Below are 23,362 nucleotides of genomic sequence, written 5' to 3'. Positions count from 1 at the left end.
CGCCCCTCGAACCAATCGCGTTAACATGACGAGAAATCGTCCGGTACCCCGAGCGGACTGGAACGGGAAGGCCGCCGTCGCGTGAGTACAAGCCAACAGCCAGATCCCAGGGACCGCCCCGCGCGGCTCACCGTCGGTGTCGTCGGCGCCGGCCGGGTGGGCCCCGCGCTCGCCGCGTCCCTCCAGCTCGCCGGACACCGTCCGGTGGCCGTCTCCGGGGTCTCCGACGCCTCCCGGCGACGGGCCGAGCGGATGCTCCCCGAGGTGCCGATGGTGCCGCCCGCCGAAGTGCTCGCGCGCGCCGAGCTGGTGCTGCTGACCGTCCCGGACGACGTGCTGCCCGGCCTGGTCGAGGGCCTCGCCGAGACCGGGGCGATCCGGCCGGGCCAGCTGCTGGTGCACACCTCCGGGCGGTACGGCGCGAAGGTCCTGGACCCCGCCCTGCGCGCGGGCGCCCTGCCGCTCGCGCTGCACCCGGCGATGACCTTCACGGGCACTCCGGTGGACGTCCAGCGCCTCGCCGGCTGCTCGTTCGGCGTCACCGCGCCCGAGGAACTGCGCCTCGCCGCGGAGGCGCTCGTCATCGAGATGGGCGGCGAGCCGGAGTGGATCGCCGAGGAGCGGCGCCCGCTGTACCACGCGGCGCTCGCGCTGGGCGCGAACCACCTGGTGACCCTTGTCGCCCAGTCCATGGAGCTGCTGCGCGAGGCGGGCGTCGCCGCCCCCGACCGCATGCTCGGCCCGCTGCTCGGCGCCGCCCTCGACAATGCCCTGCGCTCCGGCGACGCCGCCCTGACCGGCCCCGTCGCGCGCGGGGACGCGGGCACCGTCGCCGCACACGTCGCCGAGCTGCGCCGGTACGCCCCGCAGACCGTCGCCGGGTATCTCGCCATGGCCCGCGCGACCGCCGACCGCGCGCTCGCGCACGGACTGCTGAAGCCGGAGCTCGCCGAGGACCTCCTCGGGGTACTCGCAGGCGGCAACGGCACCACCGGCGCCGAGGGAGACGCCCGATGACCACCACCCTGCTGCGCACCGCCGGCGAACTGCACGCACGCACGCGTACCGGCCGCCGAGTCGTCGTGATGACCATGGGCGCCCTGCACGAGGGCCACGCCACCCTCATCCGCACCGCGCGCGGCATCGCAGGACCGGACGGCGAGGTCGTCGTCACCGTCTTCGTGAACCCCTTGCAGTTCGGCAAGGGCGAGGACCTCGACCGCTATCCGCGCACCCTGGACGCCGACCTCAAGATCGCCGAACAGGCGGGCGCGGACGCCGTGTTCGCCCCGGCCGCCGACGAGGTCTACCCGGGCGGCGAGCCCCAGGTCCGCATCAGCGCGGGACCCATGGGCGAGCGCCTGGAGGGCTCCTCGCGCCCCGGCCACTTCGACGGCATGCTCACCGTCGTCGGCAAGCTGCTGCACCTCACCCGCCCCGACGTCGCCCTGTACGGCCAGAAGGACGCCCAGCAGCTCGCCCTGATCCGCCGCATGGTGCGCGACCTGAACTTCGGCGTCGAGATCGTCGGCGTCCCCACCGTGCGCGAGGAGGACGGTCTCGCGCTCTCCAGCCGCAACCGCTACCTCTCGGCCAAGGAGCGGCACACCGCGCTCGCGCTCTCCCAGGCGCTGTTCGCCGGCCGCGACCGGCACGCGGCCCAGGAGGCGCTGCGCGCGCGGGCCCGCGAAGTGCCCGCCACGCGTGCGCGTGCGGAGGCGCTCAGCGCCATAGGGGAGTCCCGCGCGGCGGCCGACGCACACGCCGTCTCCAAGGCCGTCCCCGGCGCCGCGGCGGCCATCCGCGCGGCGGCCCGCCTGGTCCTCGACGAGGCCGCCCGACTCGACCCGCCGCTCAAGCTGGACTACCTCGCACTCGTCGACCCCTCGGACTTCACCGACATCGACGACGACTTCACCGGCGAGGCCGTCCTCGCCGTCGCCGCCAGGGTCGGGACGACCCGGCTGATCGACAATGTCCCCCTCACCTTCGGAACCTTCGGAGCCGCCTCGTGACCAGCACAGGCATACGACTGCACGCCCCAGAGCCCGGTTGGTCCATCGACGCGGACGTCGTGGTCGTCGGCTCCGGCGTCGCCGGCCTCACCGCGGCACTGCGCTGCGAGGCCGCGGGCCTGAAGACGGTCGTCGTCACCAAGGCCCGCCTGGACGACGGCTCCACCCGCTGGGCGCAGGGCGGCGTCGCCGCGGCCCTCGGCGAGGGCGACACCCCCGAGCAGCACCTGGACGACACCCTGGTCGCGGGCGCGGGCCTGTGCGACGAGGAAGCGGTCCGCATCCTGGTCACCGAGGGCCCCGACGCCGTGCGTCGCCTCATCGAGACCGGCGCCCACTTCGACGAGTCCGAGGAGGGCGAACTGGCCCTCGGCCGCGAGGGCGGCCACCACCGCCGCCGTATCGCCCACGCGGGCGGCGACGCGACCGGCGCGGAGATCTCCCGCGCCCTGGTCGAGGCGGCACGCGCGCGTGGCGTGCGCACGGTCGAGAACGCCCTCGTGCTCGACCTCCTGACGGACGCCGACGGCCGTACCGCGGGCGTGACCCTGCACGTCATGGGCGAGGGCCAGCACGACGGCGTGGGCGCGGTCCACGCCCCCGCGGTGGTGCTCGCGACCGGCGGCATGGGCCAGGTCTTCTCCGCGACGACCAACCCGTCCGTGTCGACGGGCGACGGCGTGGCCCTCGCCCTGCGCGCGGGCGCCGAGGTCAGCGACCTGGAGTTCGTGCAGTTCCACCCCACCGTGCTCTTCCTCGGCCCGGAGGCGGAGGGCCAGCAGCCCCTGGTCTCCGAGGCCGTGCGCGGCGAGGGCGCCCACCTGGTCGACGCCGACGGCGTGCGCTTCATGCTGGGCCAGCACGAACTCGCCGAACTGGCCCCCCGGGACATCGTCGCCAAGGGCATCCTGCGGCGCATGCAGGAGCAGGACGCCGAGCACATGTTCCTCGACGCCCGCCACTTCGGCGCCGACATGTGGGAGAACCGCTTCCCGACGATCCTCGCCGCCTGCCGTGCCAACGGCATCGACCCGGTCACCACCCCCATCCCGATCGCCCCGGCCGCCCACCACGCCTCCGGCGGCGTACGCACCGACTCCCAGGGCCGTACGACGGTCCCCGGCCTGTACGCGTGCGGTGAGGTCGCCTGCACGGGCGTGCACGGCGCCAACCGGCTGGCCTCCAACTCACTCCTGGAGGGCCTGGTCTACGCCGAGCGCATCGCGGAGGACATCACGGCGTCCCGCGCGGCGGACGGCCTCCACGCGCGCGTGCCGCACCCGGTGCCGTACCCCGAGACCCCCGAGCACCCCCTGCTCACGCCCGAGGCCCGTTTCACGATCCAGCGGATCATGACGGACGGCGCGGGCGTCCTGCGCTCCGCGCACTCCCTCGCCAGGGCCGCCGACCAGCTCCAGCAGCTGCGCACCGAGGCCCGTGACGCCCTCGCCGAGAACGGCAAGACCGCAGAGCCCGGCGTCGACACCTGGGAGGCCACCAACCTCCTGTGCGTGGCCCGGGTCCTGGTCGCCGCGGCACAACTGCGGGACGAGACCAGGGGCTGCCACTGGCGCGAGGACGAGCCCGACCGCGACGACACGGCATGGCGCCGCCACATCGTCGTACGCCTGAACCCGGACCGCACACTGGCCGTGCACACCACCGACACCGCAGACTTCCCCCCGACCCGGCCCCAGGAGCAGTGACAGCAGTGACCACCCCCGACCTTCCCCTCGCCTCGAACGGCGGCTGCGGCGACGACTGCGCCTGCGGTGCCGACGAGGAGTACCTGGAGTGCGGTCTCGACCCCGCGCTCGCCGAGCTCCTCGCCGAGGCGGGCCTGGACCCCGTCGAGGTCGAGGACATCGCCAATGTGGCCATCCAGGAGGACCTGGCGCACGGCGTGGACGTGACGACGGTCGCGACCATCCCCGAGGAGGCCGTCGCCACCGCCGACTTCGTCGCGCGCGAGGCGGGCGTGGTGGCCGGCCTCAGGGTCGCCGAAGCGGTCGTCTCGATCGTCTGCGAGGACGAGTTCGAGGTCGAGCGGCACATCGAGGACGGCGAGCAGGTGGAGGCGGGCGACAAGCTCCTGTCCATCACCACCCGCACCCGCGACCTCCTGACGGCCGAGCGCAGCGCCCTGAACCTCCTGTGCCGCCTCTCCGGCATCGCGACGGCCACGCGCGCGTGGGCCGACGTCCTGGACGGCACCAGGGCGAAGGTCCGCGACACCCGCAAGACGACCCCGGGCCTGCGCGCGCTGGAGAAGTTCGCGGTGCGCTGCGGAGGCGGCGTCAACCACCGCATGTCCCTCTCGGACGCGGCGCTGGTGAAGGACAACCATGTGGTGGCCGCGGGCGGCGTGGCACAGGCCTTCAAGGCGGTCCGCGAGGCCTTCCCGGACCTCGCCATCGAGGTCGAGGTGGACACCCTCCACCAGCTCCGCGAGGTCGTGGACGCGGGCGCGGACCTGATCCTCCTGGACAACTTCACGCCGGGCGAGTGCGAGGAGGCGGTGGCGATCGTGGCCGGCCGGGCCGCCCTCGAAGCCTCGGGCCGTCTGACCCTCGACAACGCCAGGGCCTACGCCGAAACCGGCGTCGACTACCTGGCCGTAGGGGCCCTCACCCACTCCTCGCCGATCCTGGACATCGGCCTGGACCTGCGAGCGGCGGAGTAGGACGGGCATGCTCCTCACAATCGACGTAGGCAACACGCACACCGTCCTCGGCCTCTTCGACGGCGAGGACATCGTCGAGCACTGGCGCATCTCCACGGACGCCCGCCGCACGGCCGACGAGCTCGCGGTCCTCCTCCAGGGCCTGATGGGCATGCACCCGCTCCTCGGCGACGAGCTGGGCGACGGCATCGACGGCATCGCCATCTGCGCGACGGTCCCCTCGGTCCTGCACGAGCTGCGCGAGGTGACCCGCCGCTACTACGGCGACGTCCCCGCGGTCCTCGTCGAGCCGGGTGTGAAGACGGGCGTGCCGATCCTGACCGACAACCCCAAGGAGGTCGGCGCCGACCGCATCATCAACGCGGTCGCGGCGGTCGACCTCTACGGCGGCCCGGCGATCGTCGTCGACTTCGGTACGGCGACGACGTTCGACGCGGTGAGCGCGCGCGGCGAGTACGTCGGCGGCGTCATCGCCCCCGGCATCGAGATCTCGGTCGAGGCCCTCGGCGTCCGCGGCGCCCAGCTCCGCAAGATCGAGGTGGCCCGCCCACGCAGCGTCATCGGCAAGAACACCGTCGAGGCCATGCAGTCCGGCATCATCTACGGCTTCGCGGGCCAGGTCGACGGCGTGGTCAACCGCATGGCCCGCGAGCTGGCGGACGACCCCGATGAGGTCACCGTCATCGCGACGGGCGGTCTGGCCCCCATGGTCCTGGGCGAATCCTCGGTCATAGACGAGCACGAGCCATGGCTGACCCTGATCGGCCTGCGCCTGGTCTATGAGCGCAACGTCTCCCGTATGTGACCCCGTCGGCCGGGCGGTGCTTGTCGGCGCCGGTCGCCGCTGAGGTGACCGGCGTCCAGGCGGCACCCCACCACCGGGCGCCACCCCACCACCTGGGTACCACCCCACGCCACACCCTGTCCCATATGCCGTGTTTGTCTGATTAGCGCGTATCGTCAGGCCATGCCCACGCCATACGGATCCCGCGGTGGCATGGCGTTCGGCGTGGAGGAGCTGCGAGTGCTCCGCCGCGCCCTCGCTCTTGCCCTTCACCCCAGCCCTGCCCCGGCCGAGGACGTCCAGGACTGTCTCCGCCTCGCCGAATCGCTCGACGAGGCCATGCGCGAGGGCGCCCGAATGCGTGCCTTCCTGACGGCCGACCTGGCCCGCTACCGAGCCGCCCTCCCCGGTGCCACGGGCGGCTACCTCGCCCTCCTGGAAGAGGCCCTCGGCGCCGGATACGACCCGACCCCCGACGACCTCGCCGCCCTGCGGGCCCTGCGCGGCAATCCCAGGGCGGCCGCCCTCCTGGGCCGCTGCCGGCCGACCGTCCCCGCCTCCCGCAACCACCTCCAGGCCCTCCCCGGAGGCCTCGCCGTCGGCGCGGTCGGCCTCCCCGCCCAGGCCGCCCTCGCCCAGGAGTCCTCCAAGGAGCCTCGCAAGAAGCCCGCCGAGAAGCCGGCCGCCCCCAAACCCGCCCCGGGCCCCGAACCCACCCCCGCCGCCCCCAAACCGGCCCGCCCCATCCCCACCCCGGGCGAGGTCTTCCCCCGCCGCAGACCCACCCCACCGCCACCGAACCCGCCCCAGCAGCTCGCCGCGGGCTGACACCGGCACCCGACCGCCCGGCCCTCACCGGCCGGGCAACCCCCACCCCGCCCACGCCCCGCCCCCTGGCTACCCTTGGCGCATGGACTATGTCTCCGCACTCCTCCCCCCGGCCGTCATGGCCGTCTTCTTCATCGGCCTGATCAGGGTGATCGTGAAGACCCAGGGCGGAGCCAACAAGGCCAAGGAGGACGCGGCCGTGGACGCCGCCCTCGCGCGCGCGGAGGGCGCCCGCCAGGCCTCCGCGAACCAGGACGCCTGAGACGACCGCCGCCGCCTCAGGGCCGGCGGTGCGCGACACGGCGTACGACTCGAAGCCCGACACTTTCCGAGTCGTACGCCCTTTTTGTTCCCATTTGCCAGAAAAGAGCACGTCCGGCACGCCAACGCCTAGAACTCCCACTATTGTGCTGAGTTGTGCCTCGCCCATTGGGAGAACTCGAAGACGCGGTCATGACGCGGGTGTGGAAGTGGAACCGCCCGGTGACCGTTCGAGAAGTCCTGGAAGATCTCCAGCAGGAACGGTCCATCGCCTACACCACGGTGATGACCGTTTTGGACAATCTCCATCAGAAGGGCTGGGTGCGCCGGGAGGCGGAAGGCCGGGCCTATCGATATGAGGCGGTCTCCACACGAGCCGCCTACGCCGCCGCCCTGATGAACGACGCCTGGTCGCAGAGCGACAACCCCGCCGCCGCCCTCGTCGCCTTCTTCGGCATGATGAGCGAGGAACAGCGCCGGGCCCTGTCGGACGCCGTACGCATGGTCCAGGGCCCGGAAACCGATACCGCAGCGGATACCCGCAGCAGCGATACCGGCACCGATAGCGACAACGCCGATACCGACCCCCTCGATACCGCCGGCGCGGATACGGGCAACCCGCAAACCCGCAGCTCTCAAACCCGGGGCGGCCAAACCCGCGGCACCCAAACCCGTCGCCGCCAAACCCCGGATACCACCCGCGAGAACCCCGCCTCAGCACAGGACCCCGACGGGCGATAGCGTCCGCTCATGTCAGCAGAGAGCCACTCCGCCGAGCCCCCCTCGACGGAGAGCCCAGAAGTCACCGCAAAAGCCATCACCGTCCGACGGGCCCGTACCAGCGATGTCCCGGCGGTGCGTCGTCTCCTTGACGAGTACGTCCGCCGGCGCATCCTGCTCGACAAAGCCACGGTGACGCTTTACGAGGACATCCAGGAGTTCTGGGTCGCGGAACGGGACGACAACGGCGAGGTCGTCGGCTGCGGCGCCCTGCATGTGATGTGGGAAGACCTCGCGGAAGTGCGCACTCTCGCGGTGAAGCCCGGCCTGAAGGGTGCCGGCGTCGGCCACCAGTTGCTGGAGAAGTTGCTGCACACCGCGCGTTGGCTCGGTGTTCGACGGGTTTTCTGTCTGACCTTCGAAGAGGACTTCTTCGGCAAGCACGGCTTCGTCGAGATCGGCGAGACACCTGTCGACACCGATGTCTACGCGGAGCTGCTGCGTTCCTATGACGAGGGTGTGGCGGAGTTCCTCGGTCTCGAACGAGTGAAACCGAACACCTTGGGCAACAGCCGGATGCTTCTGCATCTGTGATCGCCGGGGATCCTCAAGGTCGCGTATTCCGCCCGACCGGCCATGCCCAGGTGCCCTATGTCCGAAACGCGCATGTTTCCGGACGGCGACCGGCCTGTGGGTCTCTCCCGGGGGTTTGTGTTTTTCCAGCAAAAGCGGTTTGCTTTCCGACGTACTGCAGTACTGCATATAACAGGGGACGGCGAAACGGCGGACGCCGCAGACCCCAGGCCCTCAAGTTATCGATGAAAGGAAATCCGGTGGCACAGAAGGTTCAGGTCCTTCTTGTCGACGACCTCGACGGCGGCGAGGCGGACGAGACCGTGACGTTCGCGCTGGACGGCAAGACGTACGAGATCGATCTCACGACTGCCAATGCGGACAAGCTCCGTGGCCTTCTCGAGCCTTACGTGAAGGGTGGTCGTCGTACCGGAGGTCGCGCTTCGGGCGGACGTGGAAAGGCGCGCGCCGCTTCCGGTGGCAGCCAGGACACCGCGCAGATCCGCGCGTGGGCCAAGGAGAACGGCTACGAGGTCAACGACCGCGGCCGTGTTCCGGCGTCCATTCGCGAGGCTTACGAGAAGGCCAACGCCTGATAGCAGGTCGAAGCCCGATCCCCGGCCGACGCCTGATTCAAGGCCGAGGCCAAGGCCTGTACTACGGACGGGCCGTCGGCCCGGCGCACCCGCGCCGCAGCCGCAGCTGGTGGCACTGCGTCGCCACCGTGTCCAGCACCCGCACGAGATCGGGGGCGCCCCCACCGCCCCCGAGGGCCGACAAGGTCGGCAGCGAGGCCTCGACCTCGCCCCCAGGCTCGGGGGGTCGCAGCCACACGGCGGCCCCCTGCACGGCACCGGAGCGCCCCCGGGGCACCTGCCGCACGACGGCGGACCCGGCAGGCCCGGACGGCCGTACGACTGCGGCCGCAGGCGGTTCACCGACGTGATGCCGTACGACCACCGGCGCCGTCACGAACTCCAGTGGCTCCACGACCGTCACCGCCCCGGCCGGCCACGGCGCCGGCGCTTCCATGAGGTCGCCCTCACCCAGCGTCCTCAGGCCCAGGGGCAGCTCCCCCCACTCCAGCCAGCGCAGCACACCGGGCACCTCGTCCGCGCCGCCGACGGCGACGAGCAGCCGCATCCGGTCGCCCCGCACGGCCACGGGGGAGCGGGGCGTCAGATGGCGCAGGGCCGCGCGGCCCGCCTCGGCCGGGACGTCCAGGACGTCGAAGCGCACGCCCACCCGCAGCCGCGGCAGGCATCCGGGGGCCGCGGGCACCACCGGCCAGCCCAGTTCGTTCTCGTACCACCGGCGGACCTGATCGCTCGGATCGAGCGGCCGACGGGGGAAGGGGATCGCGGCGAGGTCCGCGGTGATCGTGGGGCGGGTGCCGACCATGCCAAGTGCAACCGCCGAATGGACGTGCGGGTTACGCTGGGTGAGTCGGTCTGTGCGCAGAGTGTCGAAAGAGGGGGCGCGCGGGGGTGTGGGGTGGCGCAAGGTTGTTCGCCCGTAGCGGAGGGAACCGGGGGGCGCGGCATGGAGTGTCAGTCCCAGCGGGTAAGACATCCCTAGTGGGAGGGGGCGACACGCAGGACAGTGAGTCTCACGTTCGCCATCGGCGTACTGATGGTGAGGGTAACCACCTGGCCTGCGGGAACATCGTCTCGCACCATCGGGTTGGAGCAGATGTCGGCGTTCGGGGTCAGGAGGCCATCGACGGTGTCGGCAGTTGGAATGAGCGGTCCCCGCTTGCGGGACTAAGCTGCGGAAGGACAGGGAGGGGAAGTTCCCCCCACTGCCTGACCGCTCTGAGGAGCGATTAACGATGTTCGAGAGGTTCACCGACCGCGCGCGGCGGGTTGTCGTCCTGGCTCAGGAAGAAGCCCGGATGCTCAACCACAACTACATCGGCACCGAGCACATCCTCCTGGGCCTGATCCACGAGGGTGAGGGTGTCGCCGCCAAGGCCCTTGAGAGCCTCGGGATTTCGCTCGAGGCGGTCCGCCAGCAGGTGGAGGAGATCATCGGGCAGGGGCAGCAGGCCCCGTCCGGGCACATCCCCTTCACCCCCCGTGCCAAGAAGGTCCTGGAGCTGTCGCTCCGCGAGGCCCTTCAGCTGGGCCACAACTACATCGGCACGGAGCACATCCTGCTCGGCCTGATCCGTGAGGGCGAGGGCGTCGCCGCCCAGGTCCTGGTCAAGCTGGGTGCTGATCTCAACCGGGTGCGGCAGCAGGTCATCCAGCTGCTCTCCGGTTACCAGGGCAAGGAGACCGCCACCGCAGGCGGGCCTGCCGAGGGCACCCCCTCGACGTCCCTGGTCCTCGACCAGTTCGGCCGGAACCTCACCCAGGCCGCTCGTGAGTCCAAGCTCGACCCGGTCATCGGGCGCGAGAAGGAGATCGAGCGGGTCATGCAGGTGCTGTCCCGCCGTACCAAGAACAACCCGGTCCTGATCGGTGAGCCCGGCGTCGGCAAGACCGCTGTCGTCGAGGGCCTCGCTCAGGCCATCGTCAAGGGCGAGGTGCCCGAGACCCTCAAGGACAAGCACCTCTACACCCTGGACCTCGGCGCGCTGGTCGCCGGCTCCCGCTACCGCGGTGACTTCGAGGAGCGCCTGAAGAAGGTGCTCAAGGAGATCCGCACCCGCGGCGACATCATCCTGTTCATCGACGAGCTCCACACGCTGGTCGGTGCGGGTGCCGCCGAGGGCGCCATCGACGCGGCTTCCATCCTGAAGCCGATGCTGGCCCGCGGTGAGCTGCAGACCATCGGTGCGACGACGCTGGACGAGTACCGCAAGCACCTGGAGAAGGACGCGGCCCTGGAGCGCCGCTTCCAGCCCATCCAGGTCGCGGAGCCGTCCCTGCCGCACACCATCGAGATCCTCAAGGGTCTGCGTGACCGGTACGAGGCCCACCACCGGGTCTCCATCACCGACGAGGCGCTGGTCCAGGCCGCCACCCTGGCCGATCGGTACATCTCGGACCGCTTCCTGCCGGACAAGGCGATCGACCTGATCGACGAGGCCGGTTCCCGGATGCGCATCCGCCGGATGACCGCGCCGCCGGACCTCCGCGAGTTCGACGAGAAGATCGCGGGCGTGCGCCGCGACAAGGAGTCGGCCATCGACTCCCAGGACTTCGAGAAGGCAGCTTCGCTCCGCGACAAGGAGAAGCAGCTGCTGGCGGCGAAGGCCAAGCGCGAGAAGGAGTGGAAGGCCGGCGACATGGACGTCGTCGCCGAGGTCGACGGCGAGCTGATCGCCGAGGTCCTCGCGACCGCCACCGGCATCCCGGTCTTCAAGCTGACCGAGGAGGAGTCCTCGCGTCTGCTGCGCATGGAGGACGAGCTCCACAAGCGGGTCATCGGCCAGGTCGACGCCGTCAAGGCGCTGTCGAAGGCGATCCGTCGTACGCGTGCCGGTCTGAAGGACCCGAAGCGTCCCGGTGGCTCGTTCATCTTCGCCGGCCCGTCCGGTGTCGGTAAGACCGAGCTGTCCAAGGCGCTCGCCGAGTTCCTCTTCGGCGACGAGGACGCGCTGATCTCCCTCGACATGTCGGAGTTCAGCGAGAAGCACACGGTCTCGCGTCTCTTCGGTTCGCCCCCCGGCTACGTGGGCTACGAAGAGGGCGGCCAGCTGACCGAGAAGGTCCGCCGCAAGCCGTTCTCCGTCGTCCTCTTCGACGAGGTCGAGAAGGCCCACCCGGACATCTTCAACTCGCTGCTCCAGATCCTGGAGGACGGTCGCCTGACCGACTCCCAGGGCCGGGTCGTGGACTTCAAGAACACGGTCATCATCATGACGACCAACCTCGGCACCCGGGACATCTCCAAGGGCTTCAACCTGGGCTTCGCGGCCTCGGGTGACACGAAGAGCAACTACGAGCGCATGAAGAACAAGGTCCAGGACGAGCTCAAGCAGCACTTCCGGCCCGAGTTCCTCAACCGCGTCGACGACGTGGTCGTCTTCCCGCAGCTGACCCAGGACGACATCCTCGCGATCGTCGACCTGATGATCGGCAAGGTGGACGAGCGCCTCAAGGACCGGGACATGGGCATCGAGCTCTCCCAGTCCGCCAAGGAGCTGCTGTCCAAGAAGGGCTACGACCCGGTGCTGGGCGCGCGTCCGCTGCGTCGCACGATCCAGCGCGAGATCGAGGACAGCCTGTCGGAGAAGATCCTCTTCGGCGAGCTGCGCCCCGGTCACATCGTGGTCGTGGACACCGAGGGCGAGGGCGAGACCAAGACCTTCACCTTCCGCGGCGAGGAGAAGTCGGCCCTGCCGGACGTTCCGCCGATCGAGCAGGCGGCCGGTGGCGCGGGTCCGAATCTGAGCAAGGAGGCCTAGCCCCACGGGGTGAGGCGAAGGAAGGGGCCGGTGCTTTCGAGCACCGGCCCCTTTCGCATGGGCTAACGCGAGGAGAGCTCCTCCGGCCGCACCTGTCGGCCGTTGACCACGATCGACAGCCCGGCATGGTCGCCCAGCGGGGCCAGATCGAGTGCGGCGTCCTCTGTGCACTCCAGGGCGAGGAAGGTGAGGTGGGGGAACACCCGCGCCAGATCCCTCGTGGAGCCGCCCCGGCTCACCTCCCGCAGCGTGAGACTGCGGATCGTCGGCAGAGGTTCGAGCTCGCGGGGGCGGCGTCGTATCAGTCCGTCCTTGTCGACGGTCGCCGGTGCGATCTGGCGGGGCAGGTGCAGCGAGGTGAGGGAGAACTCCAGACTGCTGAGCGACGGGGCCCGCGAGGCCGCGAGCAGGAGGGAGTGCGCGTGACAGTCGCCGCGGACGACCAGTTCGCGCAGCTCCGGCCACTGGGACAAGTCGTTGATCATCATCTTCGCCGGACTGCTCACCTGGAGCCGCTCGACGGTCGGGTGTCCCGACGGCAGCGGGATGCTGCTGTCGAGCAGCGTTCCGTCCAGGGACAGGTCGGTCAGCCGGTCGAGTCGCTGGAGAGCGCCCAGTTCGGACTTCTCGATCTCGTTGAGCTCCAGGCGGAGTGTGGTGAGAGGCAGTCCTTCAAGCGCTGAGAAACTCCGGACCCTGGGGCAGACGGTCAGGGACAAGGACGCCAGCCCGGACAGCTTTCGGGCGAAGGAAAGGTCGCCGAGCAGGGGGTTGCCGATCAGTGTCAGGTCACGAATTCCCTGCTCAGGCAGCAGCTTCGCCAGATCCGTGCCGCTGAGGGGCACGTCGATCAGCACATGGCCGAGCGGACCGCAGTACCGCAGCGCCGCGGCCTGGGCCCGGTTGATCACGACGATCCGGGCGTCGTCCAGCGGAACATGCGCGAGGACCTCACGCGCGTACTCCTCGGCTGGATGACGAGGCCAGGCGGAGAGGAGAATTCCGCGGACCTCGGGGGAGGGGTGCTCGGCGAAGCGCCGCAGCAGCGGCAGGGACGGGGGGCCGCCTATGTCCCGGATCAGCTGGACGACCGCCCCCGCCTCCCGCTCGGCGAGCCCCTCGGGACCCGGGACCAGGGGAAGGACGTAGGACCCCAGAGATGTCAGCTTGGCGGCCGCGGTGTCGTCGGGCGGCGGCATCAGCGCCCGGACACGGTCGGCGATCCGCTCCCGTATCTCCTCCTCCAGGACCACCGCGCCGAGCGCGCATCGCGCGGCGAGCACATGGATGTCGCCACGGGTCCTGACGTCCTCGGACTGGTCGCCCTTCCTGATCAGCGCCTCGATCAGCCTGCGCACCTCGCCCCGGTGGCAGTGGCCCACGGCCAGCAGGATGATGTCCTGCCACTCCTCGTCGGTCGCGTGGCTCAGCAGTTCCCCCAGACCGTCGCTCTCCTGGAGCTCCTTCGCCGCCAGATAGTCCTGGAAGGTGCGGTGGATGAACTGGATCGCCGTGTCGTTGCGTTCCTGGAGCAGACCGCTGCGGTTGAGGAGATGGGTCAGTACGGCCTCGGCGGAGCCCTGACGGTGTACCTGGGGCATGCCCCGCATGGCCAGCTCTATCTGATGCCGTGCCTGTTCGTGGTTGAACTCCGCGTAGCCGCTGCGGGCCAGCCAGGCCGCGATGCGCTGGAGCAGCTGCTGGTGCTCCTCGACCCCCAGGGTGATGCCCTCGGGTGCCGCGACCCGGCGCAGGGTGTCCCGGCTGCCAAGCAGCATGGTCAGCGCCGCGTTGTACAGCGACCAGCGGGTCTCCGGCAGAAAGCCCCGGCGGCGCCGGTGCAGCGCACAGACCACAGCGGCCAGCAGCGGGGTACGGGACAGGTGCAACAGGGTCGGATTGCGGCCCAGTTCCTGTTCCAGGGCCCGCTCCAGGGTGTGGAGGTTCTCGTCCTCGGCGGCGGCCCGATGCGGGTCGCGGAAGCCCGCGCACTCAAGGCGCGCGGCGGCATGCCAGGCCTTCGAGAAGGCCAGAACGTCCTCGTCCCGCATGGGCAGCAGCCGTAACTCCTCGAAGTTCTCGGCGGCCAGCCAGTCGGCGGCCACGGCCAGGGGCCGTACGGTGACCAGGCAGCGGTTGTGCGGATACATCGCCAGGAGGTCGGCGAGGCGGTGGCGGGCCTCCTCCCGGTCCGCGGGCGGGACCTCGTCCATGCCGTCGACCAGGAGCAGCGCCCGCCCGGCCTCCAGGACGCGGCGGGCCCAGCCCTCGGGGATCTCGTCGATCTGGAGCTCGGCGACCGCGGCCAGTTCGTGCGGCTTGGGGAAGGCCATCCTCCGGGCGAGCAGGCTGCGCATGGGGATGACGAACGGCACCAGGTCGTTCAGCTCGGCGAGTTCGTGGTCGAGGGCGCCACAGGCGGCGTGTGAGGCGAGCCACCACACCAGCGTGGTCTTGCCCGCGCCGGCTTCACCGCGCAGTACCGCCCGCGGCCGGTCGGCGAGCAGATCGTTGATACGGCGGGGTGTGGAGACGGTCTTGGACACCGGTGCGTCGTCGCCCGCCGCCGAGACCGACAGGGCCTCCAGGCTCAGATACGCGGTGTCGAGGTCCCAGTTGGTCTCGGTCGTGCCCAGTTCGTCGATCCCGAAGATCTCGATCTTGCGGTACCGGGTCTTCAGGGCGCGTGCGTAGTGCCGCTCGAACCATTCGTCCCGGAGGTGATGGCCGGGTACGACCTTTTCGAGCACCGGGGGCACATGGCCCGGCTCGGCACCCATCACATGCCGAGGGAAGCCCGGCGCCTGGAGGATGCGCTGCACCGGGACCGCCTCGATCCGGCGATGATCCCGGCCCTCCGGTACCTGGGTGACCACGCCGATCAGCACGGAGCCGGCGAACACCGGGGCACCGGACAGTCCCGCGAACGGTGATTCGCCCGGCCTCGGGGCGGCGACCGGTGCCCGGTCGAACTCGCAGACCAGCATCGATCTGAGCCGGCCCGCCATCGGCAGGACCGTGCCGGTGAGCTGGTCGTACTCCAACTGGTCGTCCGGACCATGGCGTTGGACGGCGGGGAACCCGACGACCTGGCAGCCGGGCAGCGGATCGGGTGACTCCACGGCCCCCCAGCGCAGCCTCGCCAGTGCCCACCGCACCGGGTCCACCAGCTCCTCGCCGGTGAGCAGGAGAGCCACGTCGCTCTCCTCGTCCTGCCACACCGCCCGGCTGGGCAGGGGCTGTTCGCTCTCGGGGTGGACCGTGCGGATCCACTCCTTGTCGCGCAGCACGTGGGCGCTGGTCAGGACCAGCCGGGGGGACAGCATGATCCCGCTGCCCTGCGATCCGGCCAGTACCACCACGGACCGCTCGACCGCCGAGCGCAGCATCACCGCGGCGCGGGGGTGCCCCGGCCGAACGCCCGGACGCTGCCCTCGGTCTCGTTGCCGACCTTGAGGGGAGCGCCGGTGCGGGCGTCCTGGGCGCGCAAGGTGAAGGAGACCTTGTGGGTACGGCCGTCGGTCCGCGCGCCGTCCGCGCCCGCGTCGACCACCCAGGCCTTCACCCTCGAACTCGCCTTGATCTCCTTGCGGATCTCCACGGTGAATTCCATCTGGATGTCGCCGAGTTCGAAGACGACGTCCTGTCCCGCCGAGCGCCGGGTCGCGGTCAGCAGTTCGTCGCGGATGGTCTGGATGGCGTCCGCGAGTTCGATGCGTGACGCGTCCGCAGCGCTCATGGGACCTCTTCCTGCCGGAATGCGTGATGGGGCCGGTACCCGAAGGTACCGGCCCCACGACGTGCGCGTGCACGGTCTGTCGCCAAGCGTGATCCCGTGCCCGTGGATCAGGAGAGCTGGCCGTTGTAGTCCGGCAGCTTGTACGTCTTCTCGGCGTGGCCGCCCGAGAGGTCGGTGGCGCTGTTGCCGATGTTCGCGATGATCGTGTAGCCCTTGTTCTCGATGTCGACGCGCTGAGCCGTCTTGTAGTCGGCGACGTTCTTGAACAGGTCGAGGAAGCCCCGCACATACAGCCCGGAGACCTTGTAGCCGACGTACTTGAGGTTGTAGTCGGTCACCGAGGAGATGATGCCCGGGCGGGCGGTCACGAAGAACACCGAGACACCGTGCTCCTGGGCGTACTTGGCGACCTCCAGGGCCGGCTTGTTGGCCGGCTGCGGGTAGCTGAAGCCGAAGTCCGTCTCCAGGGTGGTGTTGTCGATGTCGAAGACGATCGCCTGCTTCTCACCCGGCCTGGTGTCGGCCATTCGCTGCTTCAGATAGGGCAGCGCCTGGTTCATGACCGTCTGGCAGTCCTTCTGCCAGGTGTCGTAGTCGACCTCCGCGGCAGCGGTCGCCGAGGCGGTGGCCGAGCTGCTCGTCGCGGTCGCCGCTTCGGCGGGGACGGCGAGGGCCACGAGGGCGGCCGCGGAGACGGTACCGACGGCGATACGGCGCACCCAGGGGCGGCGAAGCGTCATGTGGGGGTTCCTCTCACGTCATGTGCGCTGGAGTTGTCGCGTGCATGTTCGCGGGCGGTGGTGGCTGATGGGGAACCAGTGGGTTACCGGACGGTAGCTCAACTTGAGGCGTCGCTCACATAGTTGGGCACAGCTTTGTTGCCGAAAGATGGGGCGGGCGGCGTAGCGCCCGTCACATTCCGGGGTCTCCCGATTGCGTACGGCGGTGACATGCCGCACAGGCGATTTGTCCGTTACTAGTGGGAATAGTGGAAACAGGGGTGTGGGGTAAAACGGACTTTCCACATGGAAACCGGCGGCACATTTTGGTGTTGGCGCTGGTTCGTCCGTATTGGGCCGTCTGTCAAGATGCGGTGATTTTTGCGCCGGAGTACTAGCCGCTGTCGTAGTTGAGGGGTTTTGGGGTTCGAGGGTGTGGGGGTTACCAAGGGATGGCCATCCGGCGACCGCCTGAGTGCCGGGTGGTTTTCCCTGTCGTCGTCCCCGTGAGGTTTCGAATGTCCCCGCGCTTTTCTCTTCGTTCGCCCCGTACGTCCGCGTTCCGCACCCGTGCAGCTGTGCTGGCCGCCGGACTGGGGGCCTCGGTCGTGCTGGGCGCCGGAGGCGCGGTTGCTGCCGAGATGACCTCCGCCCCCGGTTCCCCGGCCGCCGTAAAGGCCCAGGCCGCCGCCGTGAAGAAGGCTCCCGCCAAGAAGTCCGCCGCCTGGGTCAAGCCGGTGAAGAAGTACACGAAGTCCGCCAGCTTCGCGCAGGCCGGTGGCATGTGGCAGTCCACCCACAGTGGTCAGGACTTCGCCGTGCCGACCGGCACCCAGGTCGTGGCCGCGCACGGCGGCACCGTCGTCAAGGCCGGCGGCAACGGCGCCGGTGACGGTCCGGCCTACGGCAACGCCATCGTCATCAAGCACGGCAACGGGACGTTCTCCCAGTACGCCCACCTGTCGCGCATCGACGTGAAGATCGGCCAGGTCGTGAAGACCGGCCAGAAGATAGCCAGGTCCGGCAACACCGGTAACTCCAGCGGTCCGCACCTGCACTTCGAGATCCGCAAGACCGCCAACTACGGCTCCGCGATCAACCCCGTGTCCTTCCTGAAGACCATGGGTCTGTCGATCTGATTCACCGGGCCGCCCGGGTGCCCTCGTGCGCCTGGGTGACCAGGTCCGTGGCGACCTCGAGGATGGCCTTGCGCTTTTCCTCGGGGTCGCCTTCGAGGTCCCGCAGCACGAACATCCCGGCGTGCATGGTGAACAGGGCGCTGACGCAGCGCACCTGGTCGACCAGGTCGGCGTCCGGGTCGATGATGATGTCCCGCATGCCGAGCATGCGGTTCTTGAACATCTCGCCGATGCTCAGCTCACGGACCGTGGCCTGGTTCTCCTGCATGAAGCGGAACAGGGGCGCCGCGTCGGTCAGGACCTGGCTGTAGCGGCGTACGATCTCCTGCTTGGTCTCCAGCGACTGCGGCTGCCGTTTGCCCCACTCGATCAGGTCCTCGATCGGCTTCGTCAGATCCTCGAAGAGGCTGACGATGATCTCTTCCTTGGTCTTGAAGTGGTAGTACAGGGCCGCTTTCGTGACCTCCAGGCGCTCCGCGATCTCGCGCAGTGAGGTCTTCTCGTACCCCTGCTCGGCGAAGAGTTCGAGGGCCACGTCCTGGATGCGCTGGCGGGTGTCCCCGCGGCGCCGCTGCTTGGTGCCGTCCATGGTGCCACCCATCCTCGTACTTCTCGGCTTTCCATAAAACTTACTTGACGCCCGGCTAGTTACGCATCTACCTTCCTTCAGTGTAGGCAACTTGCCGGGCGGCAAGTAAGTAGCTGGGGGAGTGGGAGTCATGGCGGACACACTGGCAGTGGACACAGGACCGTCGGATCAGGCGAAGCAAGCCGATCAAGCCGACAAGCAGCCGAAGAGCGTACGGGTCGTCCTGCTCGCGCTGATGATCACGATGATGCTGGCGATGCTCGACAACATGATCGTGGGCACCGCGATGCCGACGATCGTGGGTGAGCTCGGCGGCCTCGAACATCTGTCGTGGGTCGTCACGGCGTACACGCTGGCCACCGCGGCCTCCACTCCGCTGTGGGGCAAGTTCGGCGACATGTACGGCCGCAAGGGCGTCTTCATGTCGTCGATCGTGCTGTTCCTGATCGGCTCCGCGCTCAGCGGCATGGCCCAGGACATGGGCCAGCTCATCGCGTTCCGCGCGGTGCAGGGCCTCGGCGCCGGCGGTCTGATGGTCGGCGTCATGGCGATCATCGGTGATCTGATCCCGCCCCGGGAGCGCGGCAAGTACCAGGGCATGATGGCTGGCGTCATGGCGCTCGCGATGATCGGCGGCCCGCTGGTCGGCGGCACCATCACCGACAACTGGGGCTGGCGCTGGGCCTTCTACATCAACCTGCCGCTCGGCGTCATCGCGCTCGCCGCGATCAGTGCCGTACTCCACCTGCCGAAGAAGCGGTCGCAGGCGCGCATCGACTATCTGGGCGCCGGTCTGCTGACCGTGGGCATCACCTCGATCGTGCTGGTCACCACCTGGGGCGGCACCGAGTACGCCTGGACGTCCGCGCGGATCATGGAGCTGATCGGCATCGGAGTCGCCGCGCTGGTCGGGTTCGTGTTCTGGCAGACCAGGGCGGCCGAGCCGATCGTCCCGCTGCACATCTTCCGCAGCCGGAACTTCACGCTGATGTCCCTGATCGGCTTCATCACCGGCTTCGTGATGTTCGGCGCGACGCTGTTCCTGCCGCTGTACCAGCAGTCGGTGCAGGGCGCCTCCGCCACCAACTCCGGGCTCCTGCTGCTGCCGATGCTCGGCGCGATGCTGGTCACCTCGATGGTCGCCGGTCGTGTGACCACGAACACTGGGCGCTACAAGGTCTTCCCGATCGTCGGCAGCGTCGCCATGGTCGTCGGGCTGTACCTGCTGTCGACCATGGACACCGGGACCTCGCGGTTCATGTCCGGCGTGTTCATGGCCGTGGTCGGCCTCGGCATGGGCTGTCTGATGCAGATCACCATGCTGGTCGCGCAGAACAGCGTCGAGATGAAGGACATGGGCGTCGCGTCCTCGTCCACCACGCTCTTCCGTACGCTCGGTTCCTCCTTCGGCGTCGCCATCATGGGCGCCCTGTTCAACAACCGGGTCCAGGACGTCATGGCCGAGCGGGGCGGGTCGCTGGGATCCAAGGTGACCGAGCAGTCGGCGCAGCTGGACGCGGCGAGCCTGGCCAAGCTGCCGGAGGCGGTGGCGGAGGCGTACAAGCACGCGGTCTCGTCCGGCACGCACTCGGCGTTCCTGCTGGGCGCCGTGATCGCGGTGCTGTCGCTGGTCGCGGCCCTGTTCGTCAAGGAGGTCCCGCTGAAGGGCGACGGGCCGAAGGCGGACGTCACGGCGGACGCGGTCTAGGCGGGCCGCGAGGCGGCGCAGGCCGTCGGAGCCCGGCATATGGAGGGCCCTCGGGTTTACGCCCGAGGGCCTTCGCCGTCTCCGCCCGATGTCAGTGGCGCGTGCCACCATCGACGGCATGGACAAAGTGCGGCAGCTGAGGCTGGCCAAGGACGCCATGGATCGGGACTGGGCCGATCCGGGGCTCGACCTGGACGCGGTCGCCGCACACGCCGGGTACTCGCGGTATCACTTCGTGCGGGCCTTCAAGGCGGTGTACGGCGAGACACCCGGGCAGTATCTGACCCACCGGCGAATCGAGCGGGCCGAGGAGTATCTGCGGGTGGCCAATCTGACCGTCACCGAGATCTGCCATCTGGTCGGGTTCAGCAGCCTCGGCACCTTCTCGGCGAAGTTCAAGACGCGGACCGGGCTGTCACCGAGCGAGTACCGCGAGAAGCACGTCGGACGCGGGACGGCGCTGATACCGGGGTGCTACGCGATGCTCTGGGCCGGGGGATTCCGGCAGCGGGAGCAGCGCGAGGAGGGCAATTCTGGAGAAGCGCGGTGACTCTGCCCCTGCCTAACGTGAGGGCGGTAAGCACAAGCGGCAGCACGGGAGAGCAGTCTCATGATCAAGGGCCTGGGCATCACCACCGTATGGACCTTCGACCAGCAGCGCACCAAGGCGTTCTTCACCGAGAAGATCGGCTTCGAGGTGCGCAACGACCTGTCCATGGGCGAGATGAGGTGGGTCACCGTGGGCGCCAAGGACCAGCCGGATGTCGAGCTCGCGCTGATGAGCCTGGACGGGCCGGGCCTCGACCCGGAGTCCTCCGCCGCGCTGAAGACCCTCGTCGGCAAGGGGGTCATCGGAGCGGGTGCGTTCCACACCGATGACTGCCGGGGGGACTACGAGACCTTCAAGGCACGCGGGGTCGAGTTCATCCAGGAGCCGCAGGAGCGGCCGTACGGCATCGAGGCGATCTTCCGCGACGACAACGGCAACTGGTACTCGCTGACGGAGCGGAGCGAGGAGCTGGACTTCGACAAGCCGTTCTAGCCCCCCGGGGGACATCGCTACGGCAGCAGCGGATAGCTCCCCGTGTTCGTCGGCGCGTGCTCCGGGAGCCAGAGGACGGCCACCGCGCCCTCCGCCGGGACCGGGTCAGGGGTGCCCGGTGGGCGAATGTTGCGGAAGGTCAGCCGGGCACCGAGAACCCTGGCCTGACCCGCGGCGATCGTCAAGCCGAGGCCATGCCCGTGGCCCGCGCGGTCGCTGCTGCCGGTGCGGAAGCGGCTGGGGCCGTCGGCGAGCAGGTCCTCCGGGAACCCGGGGCCGTGGTCGCGGACCCGGATGACCCGGCCCTCGACCGTGACCTGGATCGGCGGCCTGCCGTGCCGCGCGGCGTTGGCCAGCAGATTGAACAGCACCCGCTCCAGGCGCCGGGGGTCGGTCGTGACCTCCGACTCATGGACGACCCGCACCTCGATGGCGGGATCCTTCACCGCGACCCGCCGGCTGACGAACTCGCCCAGCAGGATGTCCTGCAACTCGGCCCGCTCCGAGGCGCTGTCCAGGCGGGCCACCTCCAGGACGTCCTCGACGAGGGTGCGCATGGCCTTCGCCCGGTCCAGGACCAGTTCCGTGGGCCGGCCGGGCGGCAGCAGCTCGGCCGCCGTCAGCAGTCCGGTCACCGGTGTGCGCAGCTCGTGCGCGATGTCCGCGGTCACCCGGCGCTCCGCCTCCAGCCGCTGCTGGAGCGCGTCCGCCATGGCGTCCACGGCGCTCGCGAGATCGTCGGTCTCGTCCCGTACGACACCCCCGATGGCGTCCCGCACCCGGACGTCCGGCTCCCCGCTCGCGACCATGTTCGCCGCGGCCGCCGCCTTGCGCAGCCGCCGCGACAGCTGCCCGCCGATGAGCACACCGAGCGCGCTGCCGCCCAGCACGACCGCGATGGACCCGATGATCATGGCCTGGTCGAGGCGGTTGAGGATGTGGTCGCTGCGGTCGGTGAAGCCGGTGCGCAGGGACAGCACATGCCCGTTGTTCAGCGGCACGGCCGCCCAGATGTCGGGCGCGCCGCTCGGCGAGTCGGTCACATACGTGGCCCGACGGCCCTCCTCGACCTTCTCCCGCAGTGCCGCCGGCAGCTCCGGGTCGTCGATCGTGAGGTTGGGGAAGTTCAGCCGCTTGGACTGCTCATAGCTGCGCTGGGCGATCTGGATGCGCTCGTCCGCGAGGTCGCGCGCGCTGTCCAGCATCGACACCCGGGCCTGGTTGTGCACGACGAGGCTCAGCACGATGGCGACGAGCGCGCCGACCAGCGCGATCGCCGCGCTCAGCTTCCAGCGCAGTCCGGTGCGGATGGCGATACGGCCGACCGCGCGCCGGCGCGCACGACCACCGGCGAGCGACCCCATACGGACACCCGCCCCCTGCCCGGCGATCTCCGCCGCTTCCGTGAGGCCGACCCGCCCCGCGCCGGACGTGGCCGGACGTCTGAACATCCCCCGCATGCCGCCCCGCTCAGGCCTTCAGCTTGTAGCCGAAGCCACGGACCGTCTCGATACGGTCCTGGCCGATCTTCTGCCGCAGCCGCTGCACATGGACGTCGACGACCCGGGTGTCCCCGCCCCAGCCGTAGTCCCACACCCGCTCAAGGAGCTTGTCCCGCGACAGCACGGTGCCCGGCGCCGACGAGAACTCCAGCAGCAGCCGCATCTCGGTCGGCGTCAGCGCGACCGGCTGCCCGGCCCGGCGCACCTCCATGCCCTCGGTGTCGACCTCCAGGTCACCGAAGGCCAGCAGCCCGCCGCCGGCCGTGTCACCAGCCTCCTCCACGCGGTCGGCGCGGCCCGCGTGCCCGAAGCGACGCAGCACCGCCCGGATCCGCGCCACCAGCACGGCACCGTCGAACGGCTTGGTCACATAGTCGTCCGCGCCCGCCTCGAGACCCAGCACCACATCGATGGAGTCGGCACGCGCCGACAGCATGATCACCGGCACGGTCGACTCGTCGCGGATACGGCGGCACAGGCTGACCCCGTCGAGACCCGGGACCATCACATCCAGCAGCGCGATGTCGGGCCGGTCCGCCCGGAACGCCTCCAGACCCGAAAGACCGTCGGGCATGGCGGTCACCGCGAAGCCGTCCCGCTCCAGGGCGAGCTGGGTGGCCTCGCGGATGACGTCGTCGTCCTCGACGAACAGAACGTGGGTCTGGTCTGCCATCCCGGTGCTCTCTGTCCTCGTGTGCTTCAG

General features: G+C 69.8%; 22 protein-coding genes. 15 read left to right on the top strand and 7 right to left on the bottom strand.

Translation table 11 applies throughout. The features are described from left to right. The first annotated feature begins 81 nt into the window (after positions 1-81). From IE325_RS38845 to IE325_RS38800, 10 genes are all read left to right on the top strand, one after another. Positions 82-1,017 (top strand): Rossmann-like and DUF2520 domain-containing protein, encoded by a 936-nt coding sequence (locus IE325_RS38845; protein WP_190074890.1) that lies wholly within the window; start codon positions 82-84, stop codon positions 1,015-1,017. Next, positions 1,014-2,015 carry a pantoate--beta-alanine ligase gene (gene panC, locus IE325_RS38840; RefSeq protein ID WP_190074889.1) on the top strand — a complete coding sequence of 334 codons (1,002 nt, stop codon included), beginning with the start codon at positions 1,014-1,016 and terminating at the stop codon, positions 2,013-2,015. The genes IE325_RS38845 and panC overlap by 4 nt, the downstream gene beginning before the upstream one ends. Further along, positions 2,012-3,721 (top strand): L-aspartate oxidase, encoded by a 1,710-nt coding sequence (locus IE325_RS38835; protein WP_190074888.1) that lies wholly within the window; start codon positions 2,012-2,014, stop codon positions 3,719-3,721. Before panC ends, IE325_RS38835 begins: the two co-directional genes overlap by 4 nt. Positions 3,722-3,726: 5 nt before the next feature. Then, positions 3,727-4,698, top strand: coding sequence for a carboxylating nicotinate-nucleotide diphosphorylase (gene nadC, locus IE325_RS38830; RefSeq protein ID WP_190074887.1), 972 nt, complete (start codon positions 3,727-3,729; stop codon positions 4,696-4,698). Positions 4,699-4,705: 7 nt separating this feature from the next. Further along, on the top strand, positions 4,706-5,503 hold the full coding sequence (locus IE325_RS38825; RefSeq protein WP_190074886.1) for a type III pantothenate kinase: 798 nt from the start codon (positions 4,706-4,708) through the stop codon (positions 5,501-5,503). Between the two features lie 192 nt (positions 5,504-5,695). Then, the gene (locus IE325_RS38820) at positions 5,696-6,310 is read left to right on the top strand and encodes a hypothetical protein (RefSeq protein ID WP_190075001.1); all 615 of its coding nucleotides are present in this window, start codon (positions 5,696-5,698) and stop codon (positions 6,308-6,310) included. 82 nt (positions 6,311-6,392) lie between these two features. Further along, the gene (locus tag IE325_RS38815) at positions 6,393-6,572 is read left to right on the top strand and encodes a hypothetical protein (protein WP_190074885.1); all 180 of its coding nucleotides are present in this window, start codon (positions 6,393-6,395) and stop codon (positions 6,570-6,572) included. Between the two features lie 155 nt (positions 6,573-6,727). Further along, a complete protein-coding gene (locus IE325_RS38810; RefSeq protein WP_268256385.1) occupies positions 6,728-7,312 on the top strand; it encodes a BlaI/MecI/CopY family transcriptional regulator in 585 nt (194 codons plus the stop codon). Between the two features lie 9 nt (positions 7,313-7,321). After that, complete coding sequence (locus IE325_RS38805; protein WP_190074883.1) at positions 7,322-7,885, top strand: amino-acid N-acetyltransferase; 564 nt, start codon at positions 7,322-7,324, stop codon at positions 7,883-7,885. A gap of 239 nt (positions 7,886-8,124) precedes the next feature. Then, positions 8,125-8,460, top strand: coding sequence for a histone-like nucleoid-structuring protein Lsr2 (locus tag IE325_RS38800; protein WP_007498879.1), 336 nt, complete (start codon positions 8,125-8,127; stop codon positions 8,458-8,460). A 61-nt stretch (positions 8,461-8,521) separates the two neighbouring features. Here IE325_RS38800 and IE325_RS38795 read toward each other — a convergent pair whose 3' ends face one another. Continuing rightward, positions 8,522-9,265 (bottom strand): SCO3374 family protein, encoded by a 744-nt coding sequence (locus tag IE325_RS38795; protein WP_190074882.1) that lies wholly within the window; start codon positions 9,263-9,265, stop codon positions 8,522-8,524. A 430-nt stretch (positions 9,266-9,695) separates the two neighbouring features. On the opposite strand from IE325_RS38795, the gene IE325_RS38790 reads away from it, so the two are divergent. Continuing rightward, positions 9,696-12,221: an ATP-dependent Clp protease ATP-binding subunit gene (locus tag IE325_RS38790; RefSeq protein WP_190074881.1), complete on the top strand. Its 2,526-nt coding sequence runs from the start codon at positions 9,696-9,698 to the stop codon at positions 12,219-12,221. 62 nt (positions 12,222-12,283) lie between these two features. On the opposite strand, the gene IE325_RS38785 is transcribed toward IE325_RS38790, so the two are convergent. The 3 genes from IE325_RS38785 to IE325_RS38775 form a co-directional block, all read right to left on the bottom strand. Further along, positions 12,284-15,610, bottom strand: a complete 3,327-nt coding sequence (locus IE325_RS38785) for an NACHT domain-containing protein (protein ID WP_190074880.1) — start codon at positions 15,608-15,610, stop codon at positions 12,284-12,286. Continuing rightward, complete coding sequence (locus tag IE325_RS38780) at positions 15,610-15,960, bottom strand: trypco2 family protein (RefSeq protein WP_190074879.1); 351 nt, start codon at positions 15,958-15,960, stop codon at positions 15,610-15,612. Before IE325_RS38780 ends, IE325_RS38785 begins: the two co-directional genes overlap by 1 nt. Positions 15,961-16,067: 107 nt before the next feature. Next, positions 16,068-16,700 carry an HAD family acid phosphatase gene (locus IE325_RS38775; RefSeq protein WP_190074878.1) on the bottom strand — a complete coding sequence of 211 codons (633 nt, stop codon included), beginning with the start codon at positions 16,698-16,700 and terminating at the stop codon, positions 16,068-16,070. Positions 16,701-17,197: 497 nt separating this feature from the next. Between IE325_RS38775 and IE325_RS38770 the strand changes: the two genes are divergently transcribed. Continuing rightward, positions 17,198-17,818: a M23 family metallopeptidase gene (locus tag IE325_RS38770; RefSeq protein ID WP_190074877.1), complete on the top strand. Its 621-nt coding sequence runs from the start codon at positions 17,198-17,200 to the stop codon at positions 17,816-17,818. 1 nt (position 17,819) lies between these two features. Here IE325_RS38770 and IE325_RS38765 read toward each other — a convergent pair whose 3' ends face one another. Continuing rightward, a complete protein-coding gene (locus tag IE325_RS38765) occupies positions 17,820-18,419 on the bottom strand; it encodes a TetR/AcrR family transcriptional regulator (protein WP_190074876.1) in 600 nt (199 codons plus the stop codon). Positions 18,420-18,537: 118 nt separating this feature from the next. On the opposite strand from IE325_RS38765, the gene IE325_RS38760 reads away from it, so the two are divergent. From IE325_RS38760 to IE325_RS38750, 3 genes are all read left to right on the top strand, one after another. After that, positions 18,538-20,115, top strand: coding sequence for an MDR family MFS transporter (locus IE325_RS38760; protein ID WP_190074875.1), 1,578 nt, complete (start codon positions 18,538-18,540; stop codon positions 20,113-20,115). 118 nt (positions 20,116-20,233) lie between these two features. After that, complete coding sequence (locus tag IE325_RS38755; protein WP_190074874.1) at positions 20,234-20,665, top strand: helix-turn-helix transcriptional regulator; 432 nt, start codon at positions 20,234-20,236, stop codon at positions 20,663-20,665. A gap of 60 nt (positions 20,666-20,725) precedes the next feature. Next, on the top strand, positions 20,726-21,157 hold the full coding sequence (locus IE325_RS38750; RefSeq protein ID WP_190074873.1) for a VOC family protein: 432 nt from the start codon (positions 20,726-20,728) through the stop codon (positions 21,155-21,157). A gap of 17 nt (positions 21,158-21,174) precedes the next feature. Here IE325_RS38750 and cseC read toward each other — a convergent pair whose 3' ends face one another. Further along, the gene (gene cseC, locus IE325_RS38745) at positions 21,175-22,617 is read right to left on the bottom strand and encodes a two-component system sensor histidine kinase CseC (RefSeq protein ID WP_190074872.1); all 1,443 of its coding nucleotides are present in this window, start codon (positions 22,615-22,617) and stop codon (positions 21,175-21,177) included. A gap of 10 nt (positions 22,618-22,627) precedes the next feature. Continuing rightward, a complete protein-coding gene (gene cseB, locus IE325_RS38740; RefSeq protein WP_190074871.1) occupies positions 22,628-23,332 on the bottom strand; it encodes a two-component system response regulator CseB in 705 nt (234 codons plus the stop codon). Positions 23,333-23,362 lie beyond the last annotated feature (30 nt).

The organism is Streptomyces lanatus, assembly GCF_014655715.1.
GTDB classification, from domain to species: Bacteria; Actinomycetota; Actinomycetes; order Streptomycetales; family Streptomycetaceae; genus Streptomyces; species Streptomyces lanatus.
The sequence above is the reverse complement of the archived record's forward strand: the minus strand, read 5'-3'. Positions and strand labels throughout refer to the sequence as shown.

Excerpts from the sequence above, each read along its gene's own strand:
- IE325_RS38825 (WP_190074886.1), top strand. The coding sequence starts at position 4,706 with ATGCTCCTCACAATCGACGTAGGCAACACGCACACCGTCCTCGGCCTC.
- IE325_RS38795 (WP_190074882.1), bottom strand. The coding sequence starts at position 9,265 with ATGGTCGGCACCCGCCCCACGATCACCGCGGACCTCGCCGCGATCCCC.
- IE325_RS38820 (WP_190075001.1), top strand. The coding sequence starts at position 5,696 with ATGGCGTTCGGCGTGGAGGAGCTGCGAGTGCTCCGCCGCGCCCTCGCT.
- IE325_RS38815 (WP_190074885.1), top strand. The coding sequence starts at position 6,393 with ATGGACTATGTCTCCGCACTCCTCCCCCCGGCCGTCATGGCCGTCTTC.
- IE325_RS38770 (WP_190074877.1), top strand. The coding sequence starts at position 17,198 with ATGTCCCCGCGCTTTTCTCTTCGTTCGCCCCGTACGTCCGCGTTCCGC.
- cseB (WP_190074871.1), bottom strand. The coding sequence starts at position 23,332 with ATGGCAGACCAGACCCACGTTCTGTTCGTCGAGGACGACGACGTCATC.
- IE325_RS38775 (WP_190074878.1), bottom strand. The coding sequence starts at position 16,700 with ATGACGCTTCGCCGCCCCTGGGTGCGCCGTATCGCCGTCGGTACCGTC.
- cseC (WP_190074872.1), bottom strand. The coding sequence starts at position 22,617 with ATGCGGGGGATGTTCAGACGTCCGGCCACGTCCGGCGCGGGGCGGGTC.
- IE325_RS38790 (WP_190074881.1), top strand. The coding sequence starts at position 9,696 with ATGTTCGAGAGGTTCACCGACCGCGCGCGGCGGGTTGTCGTCCTGGCT.
- IE325_RS38785 (WP_190074880.1), bottom strand. The coding sequence starts at position 15,610 with ATGCTGCGCTCGGCGGTCGAGCGGTCCGTGGTGGTACTGGCCGGATCG.
- IE325_RS38760 (WP_190074875.1), top strand. The coding sequence starts at position 18,538 with ATGGCGGACACACTGGCAGTGGACACAGGACCGTCGGATCAGGCGAAG.
- IE325_RS38755 (WP_190074874.1), top strand. The coding sequence starts at position 20,234 with ATGGACAAAGTGCGGCAGCTGAGGCTGGCCAAGGACGCCATGGATCGG.
- IE325_RS38750 (WP_190074873.1), top strand. The coding sequence starts at position 20,726 with ATGATCAAGGGCCTGGGCATCACCACCGTATGGACCTTCGACCAGCAG.
- IE325_RS38765 (WP_190074876.1), bottom strand. The coding sequence starts at position 18,419 with ATGGGTGGCACCATGGACGGCACCAAGCAGCGGCGCCGCGGGGACACC.
- IE325_RS38780 (WP_190074879.1), bottom strand. The coding sequence starts at position 15,960 with ATGAGCGCTGCGGACGCGTCACGCATCGAACTCGCGGACGCCATCCAG.
- IE325_RS38805 (WP_190074883.1), top strand. The coding sequence starts at position 7,322 with ATGTCAGCAGAGAGCCACTCCGCCGAGCCCCCCTCGACGGAGAGCCCA.
- panC (WP_190074889.1), top strand. The coding sequence starts at position 1,014 with ATGACCACCACCCTGCTGCGCACCGCCGGCGAACTGCACGCACGCACG.